This is a genomic window from Alteromonas sp. HB246098 (genome assembly GCF_054890645.1).
The window spans coordinates 485,749-507,840 of the sequence record NZ_JBTZUG010000001.1; the positions used below are offsets into that span (position 1 = coordinate 485,749).

Genomic DNA, 22,092 nt, shown 5'->3' on the forward strand with positions numbered 1-22,092 from the left:
CAATATGGCCATATGGCGTTAGCAAGAAGCTAACCCGACGTTTTTAATCTAAGGATAAGTTATGCGTAGCAACGTTTTTTTATCTGTGCTCTTAAGCGCTTTAATCGCTTTTTCGACAGTTTCTTTTGCACAAGAAGGTAGCGTACCAGGCCTACAAGTTAGAAACCTTTTGGTTACTGAGATTGAAGAAGGTTCCGCGGTTGAGCAAGCAGCTAGTGAAGTAAGCCAGACCGTGCTTGATGAAGCACTATTTTTTGATGCATCAGCTATGGCTTATTTAGGCGAAAATCAGAATGCTTTCGAATCATTGGTGGGCCTTTTGAATGATAACGCCACCGGCTTTGAACTTGCCATAGCAGGTTTTACAGCACTGCCAGAACAGGCTTCGCAGGTTGTTACTATTGCTATTTTGATGTTCCCAGAAGATGCTAACGAGATTTATAACATTGCCCTTCAGATGCAGGTTATTAGCGAAGAAGACGCGCTATTAGCAGTTATTAATGCGGGTGTAGACCCTAGTACCCTAACTGCAACTGCTGCAGGCGCGGCTGGAAATACGTTCTCTCCGCTAGGTGTAGGTACGGGAGCTGCTGGCGCTGGCGGCGGCGACACCACTATTTCAGCGAACTAAAGTCCATTACATTTAAATTTCGCGCTAGTACGTTGTAAGTGCCTATTTCTAATACCCAGAAAACCGAAAAGTTTCTTTTCGGTTTTCTTTTGTTTACCTTGTTTTGGTTGCCTTTATCACTAGGTGCCAATCGCCCGTGGGCGTGGGCACTAATGCAAATGTCAGTTTTCTTTCTTGGCGGCATCTTATTACTTACGCACAAATCTCTACTTACAAAGCTATACACACAATACAAACTGCTGGTAATTGTATGGTTAGTATTTTTAACCTGGCAGCTTATCAATATAGTCCCTCTGCCCTTTTCTTTGGTTGAAGCTTTACGCCCCGAACGCGTTAATTTTTTACTTAATGAAAATGTTCAGGGCATGGAAAGTATAAGCTCGCAATGGCTACCTCTTAGCTTCGATGTGGGCCAAAGCGACGTAATATTTTTTAAGTCCCTCGCCTATTGCTTCTTATTTTTTATAACGCTGACATTGGTTAATACAGGCAAGCGACTTAGATATATATTGATTGTGATAAGTGCTGCCGGCGTGTTTCAGGCTATATATGGTTCGTTAGAAGTATTGTCTGGTCTGCAGTATAGCTTGGTGTTTAAGTTACCTGTTTCGCATATTGCCACGGGAAGTTTTGTGTATAAGAACCACTACGCTAACTTTCTTTTGCTATGTTTAAGCGCTGCCATTGGTTACATGATAGCTAGCTTGCGTGTTCGAAGCGGTTCTAGCCCTAGAGAGCGTTTACGTAGAATAGTGCGTTTTTGGTTAAGCAATAAAGTGCTGTTTCGTATTGGTATTATCATTATGGTTATCGCGTTAGTTATGTCGCGCTCTAGAATGGGTAACAGCGCCTTTTTCATAGCTATGACTATTACCGCCACACTAGGCTTAATTTACTTTAAACCCCGTCAAAAAAGCTATGTAGTGCTATTTATCAGTATGCTGGTAATCGACATTCTTATTGTTAGTAGCCTTTTTGGACTTAAGCAGGTACAGCAACGCTTAGAACAAACAAACTTAACCCAAGAAAGCAGAGATGAAGTTGTAACTGATGCCCTGCCCCTTCTTTCTCAATATGGAATTATCGGTACAGGCGGAGGCACCTTTTATACGGTATACCCTCAGGTACAAAGTGAATCTATTCAGCACTTTTACGATCATGCTCACAATGAATACCTTCAGTTTGTTATTGAGTTTGGCATAGTAGGCGCAGCCATTATAGCCGTGCTTGTATTGCTGTGCGCGAAAAGCGCCTTAAGCGCAATACGACACCGAAGACATCCACTGCCAAGAGGAACAGCCTTTGCAACTGTTATGGCGGTTATAGGGATGGCATTACACAGTACAGTAGACTTTCCTCTACAAGCACCAGCAAATACCGCTATATTTATTATACTGTTAGCGCTAGGTGCGTTAAGCCGCGATATACCTATGGGAAGACAAGATAAATAACCAGCATTGGTTTTATAACACAAGGGGATTTGTGTGGTATTAAAGATAAAGCGACCGATAAAAGAAGAGCCAAACGTTCAACATATGCTGGAACGTATGCCTAAAAATGTTGCCGATTCTTTTACTGACGACCAACTGTTTCACTTAAACACAGCCCTGGCCGGTCGGCGATGGGGTAGCCATAAAGTTGATGTAAGAGGCACTATAGGTTTACTACAAAGCCGATATTACTTTGTTTTATTGGCAGGCCGAGATAAGCGCGACCTATCGCGTACCGAAAGCCGTATAGGCAAACTGGTCATGGCTGGGCTTATTGCTTTATTCTTATGCGTATCTTTAGTGTTAGGCCTAGTGCTACTGTATATTTTAAAGAGCTGGCTGGGTATAAACCTTTTCGAAGGGTTTTCTTTAGGCTTGTGGGATTGGCTAAACGGAAAAGGCTAGCTAATTATATGTTATACAGTTAGGAATGCGTTTTCGAACTGGGTAACTGGCATCGCGCAACCATCTACAAACGGTTTCACTCGCATTGTGCTTTTGTATTGCCTTTAATACAAAATCTCTGCTTAGCGGGTTTTGAAGGCCTAAATTCAAATGCTGTTTCAATTGCTCTTTAATTTTTACGTAGTGAATAGACCTTGCACTAAACATTTCTAAGCCGAATTCCACAATAAACTTGTGCACTATGGCATCTTGTGGGCCGGCTTGCCTCGCGTTTTTTAGATAATGATAAAACTCATCATCTAACTCATCACGCAGCAGCTTTACCGATGCCAAGCCAATCCAACTGCCGCTCCAAGTAGGCCTTAATAACAGGCTTTTTTCATAGCTTTGTGCCGCATTGTTTAAGTTATCACTATGGCTCTTTAAGCCTAATTCAGCATCGCTCGACTCTTCATTTCTCTTTTCAACAACGGCTTTCCACTCGAATAGCTGCCCTTGTATTTGATAATACAAAGCGTTATCTGGGAAATACTCTATAGCGTTTCCAATTTTACCGAGGCCCCTGTCAATTCTGTTTATTGAAGCCATGTCAGGGCTTAGTTGCCACCCCTCAATATCGTTTTTCACACTGTAATACGCGTTACCCGCAATGAAAAGCTGGAAGCTCCACAAAAAACAGAAGCCAGCAAGTAGCACCATTGTCCACTTCAGTATTAGGCTGTTATCTTTGAAGATATTAAGTGAACGGCTAGTCATTGATTGGTTCATTTTTTTGTTCAAACGACACTATCGCACCAGGTCGCGTTACAAAAACTTCTTGTGCGAACTCATCACTGAATGTCGATACAACTTCGTAGGCGGCGCTCATATCGTTAGGGCGGCGTACAAGGTCATGGGCGTCTGACGCCACTACATGAAATGCTTTGTTTCGCATCATAGCTAATGCAAAGTCTTCTACCTTGTCGCCAAAGCGGCCTGTTAACGCACCTGCGGTAACTTGAAACATACAGCCTTGACGCTGCAGCCAACTGAATTTGTGCTGCTCGGCTAACAGCTCGCGATTCCGCTCTGGGTGCGCAATAAGTGGCTGTACGTTATTTTTCAAAAGCCATTTTATAAGTACTTCCAAGCCTTGCGGTATGTGACTATGTGGCATTTCTAGTAGCAGGATATGCTTGCCGTTATATTCGCCCAAAAAAGGCAGTTCCTTTTGTTTGTACCAAATAGGAATTAGCTCGTTGACGCGCACTTCTGCGGCAAAAGAAAGAGAAAGAGGAATAGACGCGCGGTTTATTTCTTTTTTAAATTCTAGGAAAGTATGTTCGATAGACTTAAACGTATTGTCAAAGTAGCCCTTGTGGATATGTGGTGTACAAACCATATGGCGAACACCGCCATCTATAGCTTGCTGTGCCATCTCCAAGGCAATGTCTAAAGACCTGGCACCATCGTCGATGCCAGGCAATATGTGGCTATGTAAGTCTATCAATAAATGCTGTTAGCTGTTTTTATGACTAGTATACCCATATTGGTCATAAAACCCAGCGTACCTTTGTGCTGCTCCTGATTTGCGTAAGTCTACTTGATTTAGTACTACACCATCAAGGCGATGACCTACTTGTAAGAACCGAGACAGCCCATTATTAATAAGCTTTTCACTGGTACTATCGGCACGTACTACGTAAATTACCGAGTCACAAGAGTTAGCAATTAGCATAGAATCGCTTACCGCTTGAGTAGGTGCAGTATCAATTACAACATACTTATACTGTGTTTTTAACAGCGCTATAAGCTCGTTGAAACCTTTATCCGACAATAGTTCCTGCGGGTTAGAAGGTATAGTACCTGCTGATAAGATGTCGATATTAGACTCTTCATCCCTCACCAAACACTCATCTAAAGTATGTGACTTCAAGATAAGGTTTGCTACGCCCGGCTGATAGTTCGGAATGTTAAATTGCTTACCTACACTAGGGCGACGTAAGTCGGCATCGATAAGTATCGTTTTATCTAGCTGGCCTAAGGCGAACGCCAAGTTTATAGAAACCGTCGTTTTACCTTCTTTAGGTACACTTGAGGTTACCATTATGGCTTGTTGCTCTTTGTCTAAATTCAATAAAGACAAGCTAGTACGCAATGTGCGAACAGACTCGGCAAACTGATGCTTTTTACCGTCGAAGAATGAACGAACGGGCAAATCAGTCTTTTTCTTGTGTGGTAGCCAAGGAATAAGGCCCAACATACGTTGACCAAGCTTGCGCTCTACATCTTCCACTGAACGTATACCACTGTTAAGCGTTTCCATCGCAATAGCTAGGAACACACCAAAGCCAACACTGAATACGAAAGCTGCGCCAATTAACAATTTCTTGTTTGGTTTTGAAGGCGCGTAATTTGGAAGCGCTTCATCCAACACTCTTGCGTTTGCAGATTCAAAACCACCTAGCTCGTCTGTTTCTTTTAAGCGTGTGAAAAATGAATTGTATAGCTGCTGATTAATATCAACTTCGCGCTGAAGGGCTTTGCGCTGATTATCCAATGCGGATAGGTCGCGGAATTCGGCTTTTGCCCGAGACACTTCACGCTCTAATTGCGCTACCCTATCTTCAGATACTTCGTATTGCGTTGTAATACTTCTAATAAGGTCGCGTATTTGACCGTTCAGTGTTTCCCTAATTGATGAAAGCTCAGCGTTTGCCGCAATCATACGCGGGTGTTTCGGGCCGTATACATTGCTAAGCTCACTTACTCGCGTCATAGCCTTAGCTTCGTCGCGACGAACGTCTCTTATGGTTGGATGATTAAGCACTTCTGGTAAACGCGCAATATCATCTAATGAAACATCATTACGTGTTTGTTTGTAAATAACCGCGTTTAATTTAAGCGCCGTTTGCGCATCTAATAACTGCTTACTTAGCTGCTCTAGTTCTTCAGACGCTAAACCTACTACACCGTCAATGTTTACCACTTGGTTTTCTTCATAGAACTTCGCCAAGTTACGTTCTGCAACATCTAGCTTTTGCTTCAAACCTTCTAAGCTTTCTGTAAGAAAAGACGTCGCTTTTGCTGTCATATCCAACTTAGCTTGAAGGTAGTTTTCGATGTACACGTCAGCAACAGCGTTGGCTAATTCAGCCGACAGTCGCGGAGATTCAGTAGTAACGGTAATACGCATTACTTGCGTGTTATCTACCATCTCTACTGACAATGCTCTCATTAATAACGACGTTGCTTTACGCTTTTTACCCGCTAAAATTTGCTCTTCGGTAAGCTCTTTTGGGTCTTCTTGCGGCAAAAATGGCAGTGCTTCCAAAAGCTTCGCTTTAAGCCCGTCTACCAGGCCTGGCTCTTCTTTGGCTGGCATAAACTCTTCATTATTCCATAATGACAAGCTTTCCACCGTACGCTCTGCAATTTGACGCGACTGTAATATTTCAAACTGAGTTTGCATGTAGTCTTTACGCTTGGTATCTAAGCCATAGACTTCTTCAATTGAAACAACATTTGCTTTGTCTGCTTCAACCAATATAGTGGTGGTAGAAGTATACATAGGCGTCATGCGCATTACCAAAAGCGCCACAAGTATTGTGAACGCAATTGCTAGCGAAATAATACGAAATGCGTAACGCTTTATAATTCCTAAATAGTGAGCAATGTCGATGGTTTCATTTTCAAACACACCGGCGTTTAACTCTTCCCTGCTATTTACTGCCATTTTTATTCCTGAACGCTACGTATAATTTAGAAGAAACGCTGATTAATGGTGATAATGTCACCAGGTTGGATCATGTCGCTAACCGTTACAGTGAACTCGTTAGTTCTGCCGTCTTTTTCGCGAATGATGGTAATTTTGTCTCGCGCTGCGCGTTCGGTATACCCGCCTGCTAACGCGGCCGCTTTGTTTACTGACAACCCTGGTTGATAAGCATAGCCGCCAGGGCGCTTAACTTCGCCATCAATAAAGAACGGGCGATATTCCACGATAGCTACAGAAACAGATGGGTTAACAAGGTAGTCACCTAGTAAACCGTCGTATATAAGCTGCTCTACTTGTGCTGCAGTTAAACCTACAAGCTTTATTTCACCAAGAAATGGATAGTTGATAGTACCAACATCTGGCAGGCGAACTTCCATTGAAAGGTCTTCTTGCCCAAAAACGCTTATTTGAATTCTATCGCCAGAGCCCAACTGATATTGGCTCATACTTAAATTGCCCTCTTGGGCCATTATTTGTAACGAGCCAAAAAGTAAGAATATTAATGAAAATAAGCTAACCGCTTTTTGCTTCACAGTGTTACCTCTACTGTTACACCAATTTCGCTTTTGTCGTAGCCGATAGTATCTCTGTTACTATCTCTATCTGTGTACTGATAAAACGTGCTGAATTTTAACCATCTACGTGCTTGATAATTTAGCGCTGCAGAGTAGTTCATCAATTCGTCATCCCTATTAACAATATCTATTTCATTGAATACATATTCGTCATTTTGCTGCGTAACACTAAAAGACGTGCTGACTCTCTCTAACCAATCATGGTTCCATCGCACACTATAATTTTGACCTCGAATGAAGTCACCCTCACCGTTAGTTTCAAACGTATCTGCGCTGGTAGAGATTCTTACAGTTGAATAGCTAACAGGTTGCCAATCAATACCAACCTCCCAGTCGGTACCATAGAAAGTGCCACGAGATTCATCATCAAAGTCTTTTTCTTTATAACCTACTTTCGCAAAACCGGTAGTTGCAGCAGTACTCTCCCATACAACACCAACAAGTATACGGGTTTCATCATTGTCACGAGTAACTAAACCAAGTTGTTCGTCATATTTTACGAAAGTCTTTGTAACATCAACAACCATACTTGTTGCGGAGCCAATCTGGTAACCAAATTCAGCGCCGACCATGTTTTTTGCGCGGTCACGAATAATGTATGCATCTTCGGTTCTATCGTAATCAAGGGTTTGACGCCGCGCCTTTAACGTTATCATGCCATCAGTAGTAGCGGCGCCGTAGCTATATTCACCATATAAATTACTGCTTTTATAAGTATCTGGCGTCGATATATCTAAGCCTGATCCAATTGAAAAACCAGTACCTCGGTCTTCGTGTCCGTCTTCATATTGAGCAAGTGCACTTATGCGATGACGGCTGTTTAATTCAAAGTCACCCGACGCTTCTACGAAATGGTCAATGTAATCATCATTTTCGCTAGAGAAATAAATACCTTTCTCTAATCTATAACCAACTTGAATTGGGTTTCCGTCCACCTCTGTAGCAGCGATAAGCTCTGGTGAAAGCGTTGTTCGCCAGCTGTAAATTTTACTTTGATTGTCTCTGGCATTCGCTACGTTATCGACATAAGCCATCGACGAAGTAAATGATGGAATCAAATCGAACTGCCCTGCTTGAATTCGACCGGCCTCTTGGGCATATAGTGTCGGGGTGGCGCAAATTACCGACATTGCTATAATGCTTTTGGTCCTTTTAAACATATTTTTTCCTTCCTTCGATGACCTATCTATAATGACAAACTATAAACTGTAACTTCGTTTCGGTTTCACACATTGCACAAGCAAATAATTCTATAAAGAGAAAAATTGCATCTTTTACAACTTTTGGTGTTTTTTTACCGATTTTCCTAAACTATATCTTACCGTGAGCAATAGACGTGCCGTTTTTGCGGGATCGTGCTTTGATGTGTAAGAAGTTGGTTCGTTCACATCTAAGTTAAACTCTCTCACTTACTAACACATCAGCCAAAATGAAAGTATGCACTAAAATACTTAGGTATTGTTTCAGCTATATGTCGTCACGCCATTCTGCTTAGTATGCTATCGTATTTATATAACTAATGGAAAGTGCGAGGGCGTCATTCTACTCTTTCTGCACCAAATTAGTACGAAATAAAGTCGCTTGCTGTAATAAAATTACAATAACGGTCCAATATTGTTACAATGGCAAACGATGAATCTAAAATAACTAAGTTAATCACGTATAGTTGAGTGAGTGGCAGAGGTGACTACACCATCAGGCATGACTCTTGCTTAGATTTAGACAAATGTATTAGCTGTTTTTACTGTTTACGTAATATTTGGATCAAGTTAGTAAGATAACCAATCCATTCACGGCGGCCTTCACTTTTCACCTAGAGATTACCTAAATGGACAATAGAGTAGATTCTAACAAAGCGATTAAAGCTCATCCGGTTGAACCCAACACCAACGGTGGTTTAGTTGTTAGAAACCAAAGTGGTTTTTCTACTGTTTACAGACTTATTGACCTTTCCCTTGTCACTATTCTTTATTATTCATCTGCTGCGTATTACGGAAATCAGATAGACACTACAAGCCTTATCCTTTTATTTGTTAATGTAATTTGCTTTCAAATTTCGGCGGAAGGTGTAGAGCTTTATAGGTCTTGGCGTGGGCACGGAACCCAAGAGATGCTTAGAGCAGCGGCTATCACTTGGGCATTGAGTATTTTGGGTACTATGACGATGGGGTATTTCTTTGTTCAAGAAATTAAGACCCCACCGCCTGCAATTTTATTATGGTTCGCATCATCATTTGTTGTGTTGATAATGTGGCGATTTGTAATGCGTAAATTTTTGTTTCGCATTCGTAAAAGTGGCCTTAACTCACGTCGTTCAATCATTATTGGCGCTACTCAACTTGGCGCAAATGTCGCACTTCAGATACAGCAAAATGAGCATTTAGGTATTAAGTTCAATGGCTTATTTGACGATAGAGAAGCAGAAAGACTGCCTCACGAAATGCAGGGTGCGGTGTTAGGGAATATAGAGGCAGCCATAGAGATGGCAAAACGTAATGAAGTTGATTACATCTACATTGCCCTTCCGATGAGTGCAGAAAACCGGATTCGCAGCATACTAGAGCAGTGTAGTGATACTACGGCAAACGTTTATGTTATTCCGAACTTCTTCATGTACAACCTACTAAACGCTCGCTGGCAGACGGTAGGTAACGTCCAGGCGCTAAGTGTTTACGACACACCGTTCCAAGGTGCAAGCGACGTACTTAAGCGTTTTGAAGATGTAGTTTTAAGTTCGTTAATTCTTATGCTGATTTCTATACCCATGTTGGCGATTGCAGCAGCTGTTAAACTTACGTCTAAAGGGCCCGTAATTTTTAAACAAAAGCGTTACGGATTAGATGGTAAACAAATTACAGTGTACAAGTTCCGGTCTATGACTACGCAAGATAATGGTGCAGTTGTAAAACAAGCCACTAAAAATGACGCGCGCTTAACTAAGATTGGTGGTTTCTTAAGAAGAACCTCTTTAGATGAACTTCCGCAGTTTATTAATGTTCTGCAAGGCCGTATGTCGATTGTAGGCCCTCGCCCTCACGCTGTGGCGCACAACGAGGAATATCGTAAGATCATTACAGGCTACATGTTACGCCACAAGGTTAAACCAGGAATTACAGGCTGGGCACAGGTAAATGGCCTGCGTGGTGAAACTGAAACCACTAACAAAATGGTTCAGCGCGTAGAATATGATTTAGATTACATACACCGCTGGTCTATTTGGTTTGATATCAAGATAGTGTTCATGACCGTTTTTAATGGTTTTATAAACAAGAACGCTTACTAGACAGAATTTATAAGAAAGGGAAATCAGTAATGAAACCTGTAGTATTAGCTGGCGGCACAGGTAGCCGCCTGTGGCCGAAATCACGAGCAGCTCTACCTAAACAATTTTTGGCACTAACTTCTGACAGCACAATGCTGCAAGATACCATCACACGCTTAAGCGGCACTGATGCCGAAGAGCCCGTATTCATATGTAATGACGCGCATCGCTTTTTAGTTGCAGAGCAGCTTCGTAAAAAGAATATTAAGCACGGTGGTATTCTATTAGAGCCTGTTGGTCGTAACACTGCCCCCGCGATAGCACTCGCAGCATTACACGCCACCAAGAATGGCGAAGATCCTATACTTCTTGTACTTGCAGCAGACCACCTAATTAAAGACCAAAGTACATTTCATAGTGCGATTACTAAAGCAGAAGCTTTAGCAAACGAAGGTAAGCTTGTAACTTTCGGTATAGTTCCAGACCAACCGCATACGGGATACGGTTACATCAAGGCTGGAAATGTACTTAATGTCGGGTTTGAAGTAGCTGAGTTTGTTGAAAAGCCAAAACTTGAAACTGCAAAACAGTATGTTGAGTCTGGTGACTTTTTCTGGAATAGCGGCATGTTTATGTTTAAAGCTAGTCGTTATATTGAAGAGTTAGGTAAGTATCACCCTGAGATGCTAGAAATCTGTCGTCGGGCCATTGAAACTGAAGCACCTGATTTAGACTTTATTCGTGTTGACGCTGAAATCTTTGCTACCTGCCCTGACGACTCTATTGACTATGCAGTTATGGAGAAAACTGACAGCGCTGCAATGGTTCCTTTAGATGCTGGATGGAGTGACGTAGGCAGCTGGACGTCACTTTGGGAAACAGCAGATAAAGATGTCAACGGGAACGTTTGTGTAGGCGATACTATTTTAGAAAATACCAAAAATAGTTATGTAAACGCAGAGCAGCGTTTGGTTTCGGTAATTGGTTTAGAAGACGTTATTGTAGTTGAAACGAAAGACGCCGTAATGGTCGCGCACAAAGACGACGCCCAAAGTATTAAGAACGTAGTTAATAAATTAAAAGCTGAAAAACGCCCCGAATTTGAATTCCATCGTGAAGTTTTCCGCCCGTGGGGTAGCTATGATTCAATTGACAGCGGTGCACGCTTTCAAGTTAAACGTATTACGGTAAAACCTGGTGAAAAACTATCTGTGCAAATGCACCACCACCGCGCTGAGCATTGGATTGTAGTATCGGGCAGTGCCAATGTGACTATTGATGACAATACTCAATTAGTAACAGAAAACGAATCTGTCTATATCCCAATCGGTGCAGTACACGCTTTAGAAAACCCTGGAAAAATCCCTCTAGAGCTTATAGAGGTGCAGTCGGGGGCTTACCTTGGTGAAGACGATATTGTTAGGTTTTCAGACCGTTATGGGCGCGTAGAGAAAAAATAACAGAGAGCGCTACACGCTAGTGTGATAGATATAAGCAGAGCTTTGGCTCTGCTTTTTTGTATCTAAACCCCAGAAACGAAAAAAAGGCGAGCATCCTGCTCGCCTTTTTCCGAAAGAACTTAAACTTAATTAGTTAATAATTAAGCTAATGCGCCTTTAGCCGCTTCGACTAGTGCGCTGAAAGCTGCTTTGTCATGTACTGCGATGTCGGCAAGGATCTTACGATCGATTTCAACAGACGCTTTCTTCAAACCGTTAATGAAACGGCTGTATGACATACCATTTTGACGAGCAGCAGCGTTGATACGTGCAATCCATAGTTGACGGAATTGACGCTTGCGCTGACGACGGTCACGGTAAGCATATTGACCAGCTTTAGTTACAGCTTGTACCGCTACGCGATATACACGTGAACGTGCGCCGTAATAACCTTTTGCCTGCTTGAGGACTTTTTTGTGACGAGCACGTGCGATAGTGCCGCGTTTTACTCTAGCCATTAATCAGTCTCCTAAGTCTTATACGTAAGGCAACATGCGCTGAACCAATTTGGTATCAGAGTCATGAACCAGTTTTTTGCCACGAAGGTGACGTTTACGCTTAGAGCTCTTCTTAGTCAGAATGTGACGTAAGTGAGACTGTTTGCTTTTAAAGCGGCCAGAACCCGTTTTCTTGAAACGTTTGGCGGCACCGCTTACAGTTTTCATTTTAGGCATTGCTAAAACTCCGCATTGTTTAATATCGGTATTTTTCGTGTTGCAGTCACTTCATACCGGCTAATGTTTAGCAGCAAGGTGTTTAAGGGTGCAGATTCCTTAAAACTTTAGACCGTTACTACTTCTTATTTGGGGCTAGCACCATGATCATCTGACGGCCTTCCACACGACGTGGGAAAGACTCGCATGTAGCGATATCTTCCAAATCACCTTTAACGCGATTTAGCAGATCGATACCGATGTCTTGGTGCGCCATTTCACGACCGCGGAAGCGGATCGTAACTTTGGCTTTATCACCACCTTCAAGAAAGCGACGCAGGTTGCGCAGTTTTACCTGGTAATCGCCTTCATCAGTGCCAGGGCGAAATTTAATCTCCTTGACCTGAATTTGCTTCTGTTTTTTCTTCTGCTCTTTTTGAGCTTTACTTTTTTCGAAGAGGAATTTGCCATAGTCCATAACTTTACAGACTGGCGGCTCGGCATTCGGACTGATTTCTACTAGATCTAGGCTCGCTTCTTCAGCGGCACGCGTAGCATCTGCTAGCGAAACCACACCAACCTGTTCACCGTCTTTGCCAATTAATCTTACTTCTCTGGCTTTAATCTCATCGTTAATGCGGGCTTTGTCGCCCTGAGCCTTGTTGTTAGCGCCTTTAATGTGCTATTCCTCCAAACATTTAATTCTTTTGTCTGCTTTTGGGATGGTCGATTGACCTAAAGTAAAACCAAAAGCAGACACCTTACTTGTGCATTATACACAAATTGCTCAACTATTTAATTGTCTTTTCTACAACTTCTTGTTGAGCCATGGCAATAAAGTCTTCCAGGCTCATTTTGCCTAGGTCGTCGCCGCGACGAGAGCGCACTGCTACTTCGCCCGCTTCCATTTCTTTATCGCCCACAACTAGCATATATGGAATACGCTTTAACGTGTGCTCGCGGATTTTAAAGCCGATCTTCTCATTTCGCAAGTCAGACTTTGCTCTAAACCCTAAATCTTGCAGTTTTTTTACACAATTTGATGCGTAATCAGCTTGTTTGTCAGTAATGTTCATTACTACAACTTGCTGAGGTGCTAACCAAAGTGGGAAGAAACCTGCAAATTCTTCGGTCAAAATACCGATGAAGCGTTCTAGTGAACCCAAAATAGCGCGGTGAATCATTACCGGTACTTTGCGCTCGCCATCTTCAGCTACATATGTAGAGCCTAAACGGCCTGGCATTGAGAAATCTAGCTGTACGGTTCCGCACTGCCATGCACGGTCTAAGCAATCGTGCAGCGTAAACTCAATTTTTGGCCCGTAGAACGCACCTTCGCCTGGCTGATAATCGAATTCGATATCGTTAGCTTTAAGTGCTTCCGCAAGCGCAGCTTCAGATTTATCCCAAATCTCGTCAGCACCTACACGCTTTTCAGGGCGAGTAGACAGCTTAACTTTGATATCTTCAAAACCAAACGCTGCGTATGTCTCATACACCATTTTAATACAGTCACTTACCTCTTGTAGGATCTGTTCTTCTGTACAAAAAATATGAGCATCGTCCTGCGTAAAGCCACGAACACGCATTAGACCGTGTAGTGCGCCCGAAGGTTCGTTACGGTGACAGCAGCCAAATTCCGCCATTTTAAGCGGTAAGTCGCGGTACGATTTCAAACCTTGGTTGAAAATTTGTACGTGACCTGGGCAGTTCATCGGCTTAACAGCATATTCACGCTTTTCAGATTCTGTAGTGAACATGTTTTCAGCGTACTTGTCCCAGTGACCCGATTTTTCCCAAAGCGTACGGTCCATCATTAACGGGCCTTTTACTTCGTCGTAGCCGTATTCGCGCAGCTTCTTACGCACAAAGCTTTCTAGTTCGGTATAAATTGACCAACCATCGTTGTGCCAGAACACCATACCTGGGGCTTCTTCTTGCCAATGGAATAGGTTAAGTGCTTTACCAATTTTACGGTGGTCGCGCTTTTCCGCTTCTTCTAGACGCTGTAGGTAAGACTTAAGCTGCTTTTTGTCTGCCCATGCAGTACCGTAAATACGCTGAAGCATTTTGTTGTCGCTGTCGCCACGCCAGTAAGCGCCTGCCACTTTCATTAGTTTGAAGTGGTGACAGAACTTCATGTTTGGCACGTGAGGACCACGACACATGTCTGTGTATTCTTCGTGGTGATAAAGTGCTGGGCGGTCGTCCTTGCTGATGTTTTCATCAAGAATTTCCATTTTGTAGCTTTCACCGCGTGCTTCAAATGCATCGCGAGCTTCTTGCCAGCTCACTTTATTTTTAACCACGTTGTAATTGGTTTTAGCCAGTTCAAGCATACGCTTTTCTAGTTTGGCTAAATCTTCCTGGGTTAGGCTTTCTTCCATATCAACATCGTAATAAAAACCGTTGTCGATAACTGGGCCGATAGCCATTTTGGTGTTAGGCCAAAGCTGTTTAATAGCGTGACCTAACAAGTGCGCGCAACTGTGACGAAGAATTTCTAACCCTTCATCGTCTTTTGCAGTAATAATTTGAAGTTGTGCGTCCGCGTCAATCATATCAACGGCGTCAACTAGCTCACCGTTTACTTTTCCTGCAATGGTTGCTTTGGCTAAACCAGGGCCAATATCGTTTGCAACGTCTAGTACAGAAACAGCGTTATCGAAAGCGCGTTGGCTTCCATCAGGAAGGGTAATTACAGGCATTTTAATTCCTTTACAGTGGTGACGCCTACTCTGCGCCACATGCATTTATTTGATAAATTTAATCGTGCTTTTTAGCACTCGAAACTTGCTTCACTAATCCACGTTAACGGTCTACGTCAGTTATCCAAGTTGGCGTAACAGTAGAACACACGCGCTGCGCTTGTTTAATAAGCTTTTATAAATCAAGCCGTGTTAAAGCAAGTGGTGGATTATAACCAGTGTATGGTCAACTTCAATATTGAAAAGCCTTTATTCACTAATTAGTGTGTCATTGTTTATATCAAATAGGTTTTTAATTAGATTTGATGTCGCAACTTATGCATTTCACCATTTTTATCCCATACTTTAGTTGAAGGCGATAACGGTGAATAAGCGAGCCCCTTATGTGCACATTAAATTGCATTAGGCCAATAGTTGCAAAACACCCTTGCCGCTTTGAAATTAAGCGTTAAACCAAGCAGAGTGTGTAATATGTGGCATTTTATTAGCGAGCATATTTCAGATGAGACCCAGCAATTTTTTAGCTGCCAAAGGGCCGAGCGCGTAAGCGGTGGCGATACTCACGAAAGCTACATCATAAAAGATGAGACCCACAGGTATTTTGTAAAAACAAGGCGCTACGACGACACCCAGCAACTTTCCCATGAAGCTGAAGGGCTGACTGCTATTGCCAATACACAAACCATTTGTACGCCCCAGGTTATTTGTCACGGTATTACGGCAAACGAATCGCCCAATATGGAGTATTTAGTACTTTCTCATATACGATTTGTTGAGCCTGCTGTAAGCGATTATTTTACGCTAGGGCAGCAGCTTGCTGCGCTACATAGCGTTAACGCCTACACCAGCTATGGGTGGCCCCACGACAACTATATTGGGGCCAGCGTGCAAACCAACGGGCGTATGGCATCGTGGGCCGACTTTTTTGCCGAGAAACGCATTGGCAGTATGTTAGAACGCTTGGCATTGAATGGGCTATGGACAAAACAAAACGGCGATATTGATAATATTGTTACGAAAGTAAAACACCTTCTAAGCTTACATCAACCCCACCCTTCGCTGCTTCACGGCGATTTATGGGCGGGTAACGCAGGCTTCAACAAAAAGGGGCCTGTTTTGTTCGACCCTGCCGTGTATGTTGGCGACGGTGAAACAGACCTTGCTATGGCTGAACTGTTTGGTGGTTTCCCTGATACCTTTTTTGATGGCTACCACCAGTACACGCCAATTGAAAAAAATTACGCTTTAAGAAAACCAATTTACCAGCTTTACCATATTTTAAATCACGGGTTATTATTCGGCGCGCATTATATTGCGCAAGCCGAACAAATATTAGAAGACATCTATAGGCATTAAAAAAAGCGCAGTACACAAGCCTTACAACCGCCAAACGATTTAAAATAGAGAGTAGCTTTTATTATGACAAATTCAGGCCCTGTTGCATTTCCTGTAGCAATGATTACTGGGGCAGCTAAACGAATAGGCGCCGCCATGGCGTGTAAGCTACACAATGAAGGCTATCGCATTATCATTCATTATGGGCACTCTAAAGACGATGCTTTTGCGCTGGCTGAAAAGCTAAATAGTCAACGACCGGATTCTGCCGCCTGCTTACAAGCCAACCTTTGCAATTCAGACGAAGTAAAGGCGCTAGGCAAAAAGGCGCTAAATATATGGGGTCAGCTAGACGTGTTAGTAAACAATGCTTCAAGCTTTTACCCTACGCCCGTGGGTAATATTTCAGAAGATGACTGGGATTCTCTAGTAGGAAGCAACGTAAAAGGGCCGCTGTTTTTATCGCAAGCGCTAGCCCCCGCTTTAGAAGCGAACAAGGGTTGCATTATCAACATGGTCGACATGCATATCGACCGGCCCCTGCCCAGCCACAGCGTATATTTAATTGCTAAGTCGGGGCTTGCCTCGCTTACCCAATCGTTAGCTATAGATTTAGCGCCTAAGGTACGTGTAAATGGTATCGCCCCTGGCGCTATTTTGTGGCCAGAGCGGGAAATGGATGATGCAGAAAAAGACAAACTGCTATCAAGCATTCCGCTGGGCGAGCTAGGTACACCTGAAGACATTGCTAATACGCTGTCGTTTTTAGTGTCGGCGCCCTATATCACCGGGCAAATTATCTATGTTGACGGAGGTCGCGGCCTTCACACTGGTGCATCAGCGTGAAGGCTTTACGCAACCTGACTTTTCAATTGAAAAGCGCCCGCGGCTGTAAGAATAAAAGCCTCTGCGGCTATGAGAATAGTAGCGATTGCGGCTATGGGAATAACAGCGCACGCGGCTATCAGAAAAAAAGCTTTTGCGGCGTCCAAGATACAAATATATACAGCGGCGGTAGATTCATAAAACTCTGCCGCATCAGCATTGTCAGCGCAGGCATAGTTACCTTATTCGGGTGCTTTGGGGGCAATACGGTAAAGCAGAGCATTGAAGATTATGCAGAACGTCTTTCTAGAGTACTAGACACGCCCCTACCCGATACATTCAACGACAAGATCACTACCCCACTTCCTAAACTGGCCGACTCAGCAACGCTAAAACACACTATAGAGGGTGTTAGCATTAACTTGCGCGAGTTTTATGCACTGCAAGATTGTGAGTTAGGCACTGTGGTTGCCGAGCGCAATACATCGTTGGGAAAAAGCCAGCTGCCGTCCCAAAGACTAGCTTATGAAAGCAAGTTGCTTAGTGTTTTGAAAAGCTGTGAAGCAGCATTAGTAGCAAGTGGCAGGGTTAGTGATAGTGAAAGCGCAGATAAAAACGCGCTTAAAAAAAATAAGGCGCTGGCCGAAACCATTGCTTCGTGGCGTGAACAAAAGTCACAAGATTACAGCAAAACATGGGCAAACCTTATTCAAGGGAGCCAAGAATTAAGGTTGGCGCTAAACACGCCTGAACGTCTTTTTTCCGTTGAAAATAATAAAGACGCCCTTTCAAGCGTTAATGCGCTGTTTTACCTAAGCAGCTTGAATAACATGTCATTTTCTTATGGCGAGACGGCACCAAAGCAAAGCGCTAAAACGTTAACAGCTGAACAGAACCTCGTTGGCAATGCTTCTGAAGGTGATACAGGTAGCGCCAGTGACGAGGTCATTGATAAAAGCCCAATTGATAGTGAAGAAAGCCTTATCGACAGCAGCGAGTTAGAACAACAGCTACAAATTATACGTTCAGCTCGATTACCCGCTACGCTGTGGCATACACAACAAACGTTAACGCAAAACCTTTCTTTGCTTACAAACATGCTAACCACTGAACTCGATGCAGTGAGCTGCCCGGAAGGCCGCGCTAGTGATAAAGCCAAGATACTGCGAAACGTGTTTTACTTATTTTTTATTGAAGAAATACAGCCCGTGGGAAGCTTGGTAAATCAATACCATTACAAGCTAGCTCCCTTGTGGGAAGACTGGCTTAAACAGCCTTCATTACATGAAGAGTTCAAACACTATATCAAACAGCAATCTCAAGACGGTTTTGACGAATACAGTCGCGCTATGAAAGCTCATGTTAACCTGTGGCAAGGTTTTCTTGGCAGGTGTAACCTTTCACCGGTACCACCGGTTTAACGCCGCGGTATTAGAGAATATTCTCACCGGCCTCTGGGTCTCTCGACTTGCGGGCCTGCTCTCTTATTTCATGGGCTTCTGATGATACGTCATCTTCATTAGATGTTGGCTGTTGGCGATTCTCTGTTTGCTTATTGCCTTTATGGTTATCGTTTTTGTGGCTATTAGTTTGTTGCTGCTCGTTGCTGTGCGCTGAAGTACCTGAAGGCTCAACGGTATAATCACCGGCCGGACTATGACCTAACGGGTTCTTGCTCTTGTTCTTATTCTGGCTCTTGCTCTTCAAGTTATCAGCACTTTCACTGCTTTTAGCTCTATCACTTTTATCACTTGAATGTTCAGCCGCAACTTCTTGGGCCGATTCTTTTCCACCAGAGAACCCTGTTGATACGCTTTCCTTGCCATCTGGGTCTAGTTTTGGGTTTAGTTCCGAGCTAAGTTCTGGTTTTAGCTCTTGGCTGTCTTCTGTATTGTCTTCGTGACGTTGCGAGCCTACCGGTTCGCTTTTTTCAATACTAAGGTGCATACCCTCTGGGAATATCCGCTCTCGAGCATCATCCGGCATACTAATATTCGCATCTAAGAACGCTTGGGTGATATTACGCATAAGTACGGATGACATTTTTAGTACGCTAGTTTTCTCTACATCCACCCAAAAATAGACCTTTACGTTGTAGGTAGAAGCGCCCAGTTCATCAATAAGAATTTGCGGTTCAGGGTCACTTAAAACATTGCCTTGCTCTGCGGTAACTTCTCGGGCTATTCGCTGCGCATCTTGTATATCGGCGTCGTAACCTACCCCAATAACAAAATGGCCTCGCATAAGCGGGTTAGCGGTTAAATTCTTAATCACGCCTTTGTAAATGGTCGCGTTGGGTATTTGTATGTGGTTACCGTCAAAATCCACCAGCGTTGTGGCGCGTGCCGTCACTTTCTGAATAATGCCGGTGAAGTCATTAATTTGTACGATATCGCCTATTCGAAACGGGCGTTGAATGGTAAGTAAAAGGCTTGAAATAAAATTCTCTGCAATATCGCGAAATGCGAAACCAAGAATAAGCCCAACTACACCAGTACCACTTACTACCGCAATGGCAAACCCGGTAAGCCCAGCTAAGAACAGAAAAAGATAAATACCAAGGAGTATTAAAAGTAAGCTAACGCTTCGTTGAATGACCGAGCGCAAAAGCGGAGACGTGGTTGTCCGCGTTAACGGCTTAACTAAAACCTTTGCGACGTGTGGCGCCAAAAGAATAAACGCCACCATAATAACTATGCCTAGCGCCATGCCTGGCAAACGATATATAAAGCTATCCCACAGCTGCGAAAGCAACGACTGAGCGCTCGACAAGCTAGTTATCGCACCAGCGTCATCATCTTGCTGAAGCAGAGTTTGTGTGAAGGGGTTGAAAGCTAATTCTTTTAATTTCAGCGTTATGCCGTTTAAATTCAGGGCTATGCCGTTTAAGTTTGTGGCTACGCCGCTTAAACTTTCGGCTAGGCCGCTGGAAAAAAAACTATTCTCTAAGCACTTATCAGCGATTGTTGATAGCAAAGTTTGCAAAGCACTGAACATAACCCTACTCCTTGGTGTTCATGTGTGATTGTTATTAACAAAAGTTGTTACGAAGTAATAACTAAATAAGATCCCAACCCAATGGTGAACAAAAAGCTTCCCCATATGGCATGTTCAATAACCACAACAGGCGTTGAGTTTGTTTGCATATACCTGTAGCCAAAAATAGCACCGCCAATCCAAGAAACTACTACTGCAATCCAGTTTCCATATACCAAATGAGCAAGACCAAATAGAAAAGTACTTAGCCCCCATCTTGCGTATTTGGAAGGCAAAATACGCTTGTAACGATGAAAGAAATAGGTACGGAAAATAATCTCTTGTGGGATAACCGACACTATGGGGTAAATCAGCAAAGTAGCTACCCACATCCATGGTTGATTCATAGGCCAGTGCAAAAACAGCTCGGGTTTTAAAAAGTAAACCACAAGCGCTAGTAGACTCGCCCACGGCAAAAATAGCCTGAGCGTACTTTTAAAATGTATTCGATAATCTTCCCAATGCCACAATTTAATACGTTTAAATTGTTTATCTGCTAACAAGACAGCCAAACAGCAAAGCCCCATTACCCCTAAAATAGGCATGAGATAATCTGCAAAATGCTTAATCCAGTAAAGAACGGCAAAAGGAACTGCTACAAATAGCAAGATCAATTCAGACCACAGCTTTGCCACAACTCACCTCTTTCTTTAAATCACGCTGAACTCGCTGTAGACCTTTTCAGTAAATCGGGTGTGCCTAGAAAAACAGCAAAACAGCTAAACCAACAAAATAATTACCAACTGATGACACTTTCGTGAATTTTTACCGTTAGTAAGTATGAAAGTGTAGTGCCAAAATGTATGAATTGAAGAAGTAATTAGATGCAACTTTAGCCCAAAACAGGTGTTAGTTTAGGTAAGCCATTACTGGCTTTAAACTTTTTAGATTTGTTCTCGATAAATATAATTTGAAGACCGGCATTTAATAACCTACTTATTCGTTATTCTCACTCTTATCTTCGTAACCCTTGGCAATTTTCAGTGGAATTGATTGGTGAATTTCACGTTGTGTTTGTATATCGAACAAAAGTCGTGAAATAATTGCACAAGATGTATAAGGCGATACCAATGACAAAAAATAGCCCTAGCGACGTTTTACAACAGATTGAAAAACACTATGCCGCGTTGTCGCCTTCGGGCAAATCTATCGCGCATTACATTCAGCAAAACCCTATCGCTGTGCTTAGCCAGTCCACCTCATTCATTGCAGAAAAAACAGGAACTTCGAAAGCCACGGTAAGTCGGTTCTTTCGCCAGCTGGGCTTCGAGTCGCACCAACAAGCCAAAGACGCATTAGTGCAACTACGTGAGCAGGGCGTGCCTGTAGTAAATCCTTCAAGCAGCGTTCTACAGCATGAAAGTGATAGTAAAAATTTAGCTAATACATTCGACGGTACATCGTCCGATGCACTAAAAGATATAGCTACATTGCTTGCTTCAGCAGGTCAGGTTACGTTAATTGGGTTTCGCAACGCTTACCCTATCGCCCTTCATTTTAGACAGCAGCTTAAGCAAATTAGGACATCGGTTCGCGTACTTCCACAACCTGGGCAGACCCTTAGCGAAGATCTTATTGACCTCACAGAAAATGATCTAGTGGTACTTTTCGGCTTCCGTCGTAGGACCCGCCAATTCAAGTTTGTTTTAAACAGCATTAAACACTGCAAAACGGTGCTAATAACCGACCCTACAGGCCAAGGTTATCGCAATGATGTAGACCACCTGCTTGTAACCCACATTGGTAGCGACTCTCCTTTCGACAGCTACGCCGCGCCTATGAGCTTAGTCGCATCCCTGTGTAACCTTACCTACGACGCATTAGGTAGCAAGGCCGCAGACCGTGTTGATGCCATTACTGATATTTACATTCAGATGGATGAACTAGAAAGTCCTAAACGTTAACCCTTCCCATAG

The 22,092-nt window shown here is 43.1% G+C and carries 20 protein-coding genes; 9 read left to right on the forward strand and 11 right to left on the reverse strand.

What is annotated here, in order from left to right:
* Window positions 1-61: 61 nt before the first annotated feature.
* The 3 genes from ACYTPF_RS02050 to ACYTPF_RS02060 are packed head-to-tail and all read left to right on the forward strand — an operon-like array spanning window position 62 to window position 2,526.
* Entirely contained in the window at window positions 62-631 is a 570-nt protein-coding gene (locus ACYTPF_RS02050; RefSeq protein WP_461851029.1) for a hypothetical protein, read from the forward strand.
* A gap of 44 nt (window positions 632-675) precedes the next feature.
* Window positions 676-2,082, forward strand: coding sequence for an O-antigen ligase family protein (locus ACYTPF_RS02055; RefSeq protein WP_461851528.1), 1,407 nt, complete (start codon window positions 676-678; stop codon window positions 2,080-2,082).
* A gap of 33 nt (window positions 2,083-2,115) precedes the next feature.
* Entirely contained in the window at window positions 2,116-2,526 is a 411-nt protein-coding gene (locus tag ACYTPF_RS02060; protein ID WP_461851030.1) for a 3-phosphoshikimate 1-carboxyvinyltransferase, read from the forward strand.
* Here ACYTPF_RS02060 and ACYTPF_RS02065 read toward each other — a convergent pair whose 3' ends face one another.
* The 5 genes from ACYTPF_RS02065 to ACYTPF_RS02085 are packed head-to-tail and all read right to left on the reverse strand — an operon-like array spanning window position 2,527 to window position 8,018.
* Complete coding sequence (locus ACYTPF_RS02065) at window positions 2,527-3,282, reverse strand: VpsP family polysaccharide biosynthesis protein (RefSeq protein ID WP_461851031.1); 756 nt, start codon at window positions 3,280-3,282, stop codon at window positions 2,527-2,529.
* Entirely contained in the window at window positions 3,275-4,015 is a 741-nt protein-coding gene (locus ACYTPF_RS02070) for a tyrosine-protein phosphatase (RefSeq protein ID WP_461851032.1), read from the reverse strand. Before ACYTPF_RS02070 ends, ACYTPF_RS02065 begins: the two co-directional genes overlap by 8 nt.
* A 9-nt stretch (window positions 4,016-4,024) precedes the next feature.
* Window positions 4,025-6,241 (reverse strand): GumC family protein, encoded by a 2,217-nt coding sequence (locus ACYTPF_RS02075; RefSeq protein WP_461851033.1) that lies wholly within the window; start codon window positions 6,239-6,241, stop codon window positions 4,025-4,027.
* Window positions 6,242-6,267: 26 nt separating this feature from the next.
* The gene (locus tag ACYTPF_RS02080; protein WP_162889845.1) at window positions 6,268-6,753 is read right to left on the reverse strand and encodes a polysaccharide biosynthesis/export family protein; all 486 of its coding nucleotides are present in this window, start codon (window positions 6,751-6,753) and stop codon (window positions 6,268-6,270) included.
* A 59-nt stretch (window positions 6,754-6,812) separates the two neighbouring features.
* Window positions 6,813-8,018 carry an outer membrane beta-barrel protein gene (locus ACYTPF_RS02085; RefSeq protein ID WP_461851034.1) on the reverse strand — a complete coding sequence of 402 codons (1,206 nt, stop codon included), beginning with the start codon at window positions 8,016-8,018 and terminating at the stop codon, window positions 6,813-6,815.
* A gap of 668 nt (window positions 8,019-8,686) precedes the next feature.
* On the opposite strand from ACYTPF_RS02085, the gene ACYTPF_RS02090 reads away from it, so the two are divergent.
* Both ACYTPF_RS02090 and ACYTPF_RS02095 read left to right on the forward strand, forming a co-directional pair.
* On the forward strand, window positions 8,687-10,141 hold the full coding sequence (locus tag ACYTPF_RS02090) for an undecaprenyl-phosphate glucose phosphotransferase (protein ID WP_118489581.1): 1,455 nt from the start codon (window positions 8,687-8,689) through the stop codon (window positions 10,139-10,141).
* 29 nt (window positions 10,142-10,170) lie between these two features.
* Window positions 10,171-11,580, forward strand: coding sequence for a mannose-1-phosphate guanylyltransferase/mannose-6-phosphate isomerase (locus tag ACYTPF_RS02095; RefSeq protein WP_461851035.1), 1,410 nt, complete (start codon window positions 10,171-10,173; stop codon window positions 11,578-11,580).
* Between the two features lie 140 nt (window positions 11,581-11,720).
* Here the strand turns inward: ACYTPF_RS02095 and rplT are convergent, their stop codons facing one another.
* The 4 genes from rplT to thrS all read right to left on the reverse strand — a co-directional run bounded on the left by rplT (window position 11,721) and on the right by thrS (window position 14,980).
* A complete protein-coding gene (rplT, locus tag ACYTPF_RS02100) occupies window positions 11,721-12,077 on the reverse strand; it encodes a 50S ribosomal protein L20 (RefSeq protein WP_012518092.1) in 357 nt (118 codons plus the stop codon).
* An 18-nt stretch (window positions 12,078-12,095) separates the two neighbouring features.
* On the reverse strand, window positions 12,096-12,293 hold the full coding sequence (gene rpmI / locus ACYTPF_RS02105) for a 50S ribosomal protein L35 (protein WP_012518091.1): 198 nt from the start codon (window positions 12,291-12,293) through the stop codon (window positions 12,096-12,098).
* Between the two features lie 118 nt (window positions 12,294-12,411).
* On the reverse strand, window positions 12,412-12,951 hold the full coding sequence (infC, locus tag ACYTPF_RS02110) for a translation initiation factor IF-3 (RefSeq protein ID WP_179985174.1): 540 nt from the start codon (window positions 12,949-12,951) through the stop codon (window positions 12,412-12,414).
* Window positions 12,952-13,063: 112 nt separating this feature from the next.
* Complete coding sequence (thrS, locus tag ACYTPF_RS02115) at window positions 13,064-14,980, reverse strand: threonine--tRNA ligase (protein ID WP_118489586.1); 1,917 nt, start codon at window positions 14,978-14,980, stop codon at window positions 13,064-13,066.
* A 471-nt stretch (window positions 14,981-15,451) separates the two neighbouring features.
* Here thrS and ACYTPF_RS02120 point away from each other — a divergent pair, with 471 nt between their 5' ends.
* The 3 genes from ACYTPF_RS02120 (at window position 15,452) to ACYTPF_RS02130 (ending at window position 18,561) form a co-directional block, all read left to right on the forward strand.
* Window positions 15,452-16,336, forward strand: a complete 885-nt coding sequence (locus ACYTPF_RS02120; protein WP_461851036.1) for a fructosamine kinase family protein — start codon at window positions 15,452-15,454, stop codon at window positions 16,334-16,336.
* Window positions 16,337-16,399: 63 nt separating this feature from the next.
* Window positions 16,400-17,161 carry a pteridine reductase gene (locus ACYTPF_RS02125; protein WP_461851037.1) on the forward strand — a complete coding sequence of 254 codons (762 nt, stop codon included), beginning with the start codon at window positions 16,400-16,402 and terminating at the stop codon, window positions 17,159-17,161.
* Window positions 17,162-17,337: 176 nt separating this feature from the next.
* On the forward strand, window positions 17,338-18,561 hold the full coding sequence (locus tag ACYTPF_RS02130; protein ID WP_461851529.1) for a DUF3080 family protein: 1,224 nt from the start codon (window positions 17,338-17,340) through the stop codon (window positions 18,559-18,561).
* Between the two features lie 10 nt (window positions 18,562-18,571).
* Here ACYTPF_RS02130 and ACYTPF_RS02135 read toward each other — a convergent pair whose 3' ends face one another.
* Both ACYTPF_RS02135 and ACYTPF_RS02140 read right to left on the reverse strand, forming a co-directional pair.
* A complete protein-coding gene (locus ACYTPF_RS02135) occupies window positions 18,572-20,137 on the reverse strand; it encodes a mechanosensitive ion channel family protein (protein ID WP_461851038.1) in 1,566 nt (521 codons plus the stop codon).
* 47 nt (window positions 20,138-20,184) lie between these two features.
* The gene (locus ACYTPF_RS02140; RefSeq protein WP_461851039.1) at window positions 20,185-20,811 is read right to left on the reverse strand and encodes a CPBP family intramembrane glutamic endopeptidase; all 627 of its coding nucleotides are present in this window, start codon (window positions 20,809-20,811) and stop codon (window positions 20,185-20,187) included.
* Window positions 20,812-21,246: 435 nt separating this feature from the next.
* On the opposite strand from ACYTPF_RS02140, the gene ACYTPF_RS02145 reads away from it, so the two are divergent.
* On the forward strand, window positions 21,247-22,080 hold the full coding sequence (locus tag ACYTPF_RS02145) for a MurR/RpiR family transcriptional regulator (RefSeq protein WP_269916321.1): 834 nt from the start codon (window positions 21,247-21,249) through the stop codon (window positions 22,078-22,080).
* The last annotated feature ends 12 nt before the right edge of the window (window positions 22,081-22,092 follow it).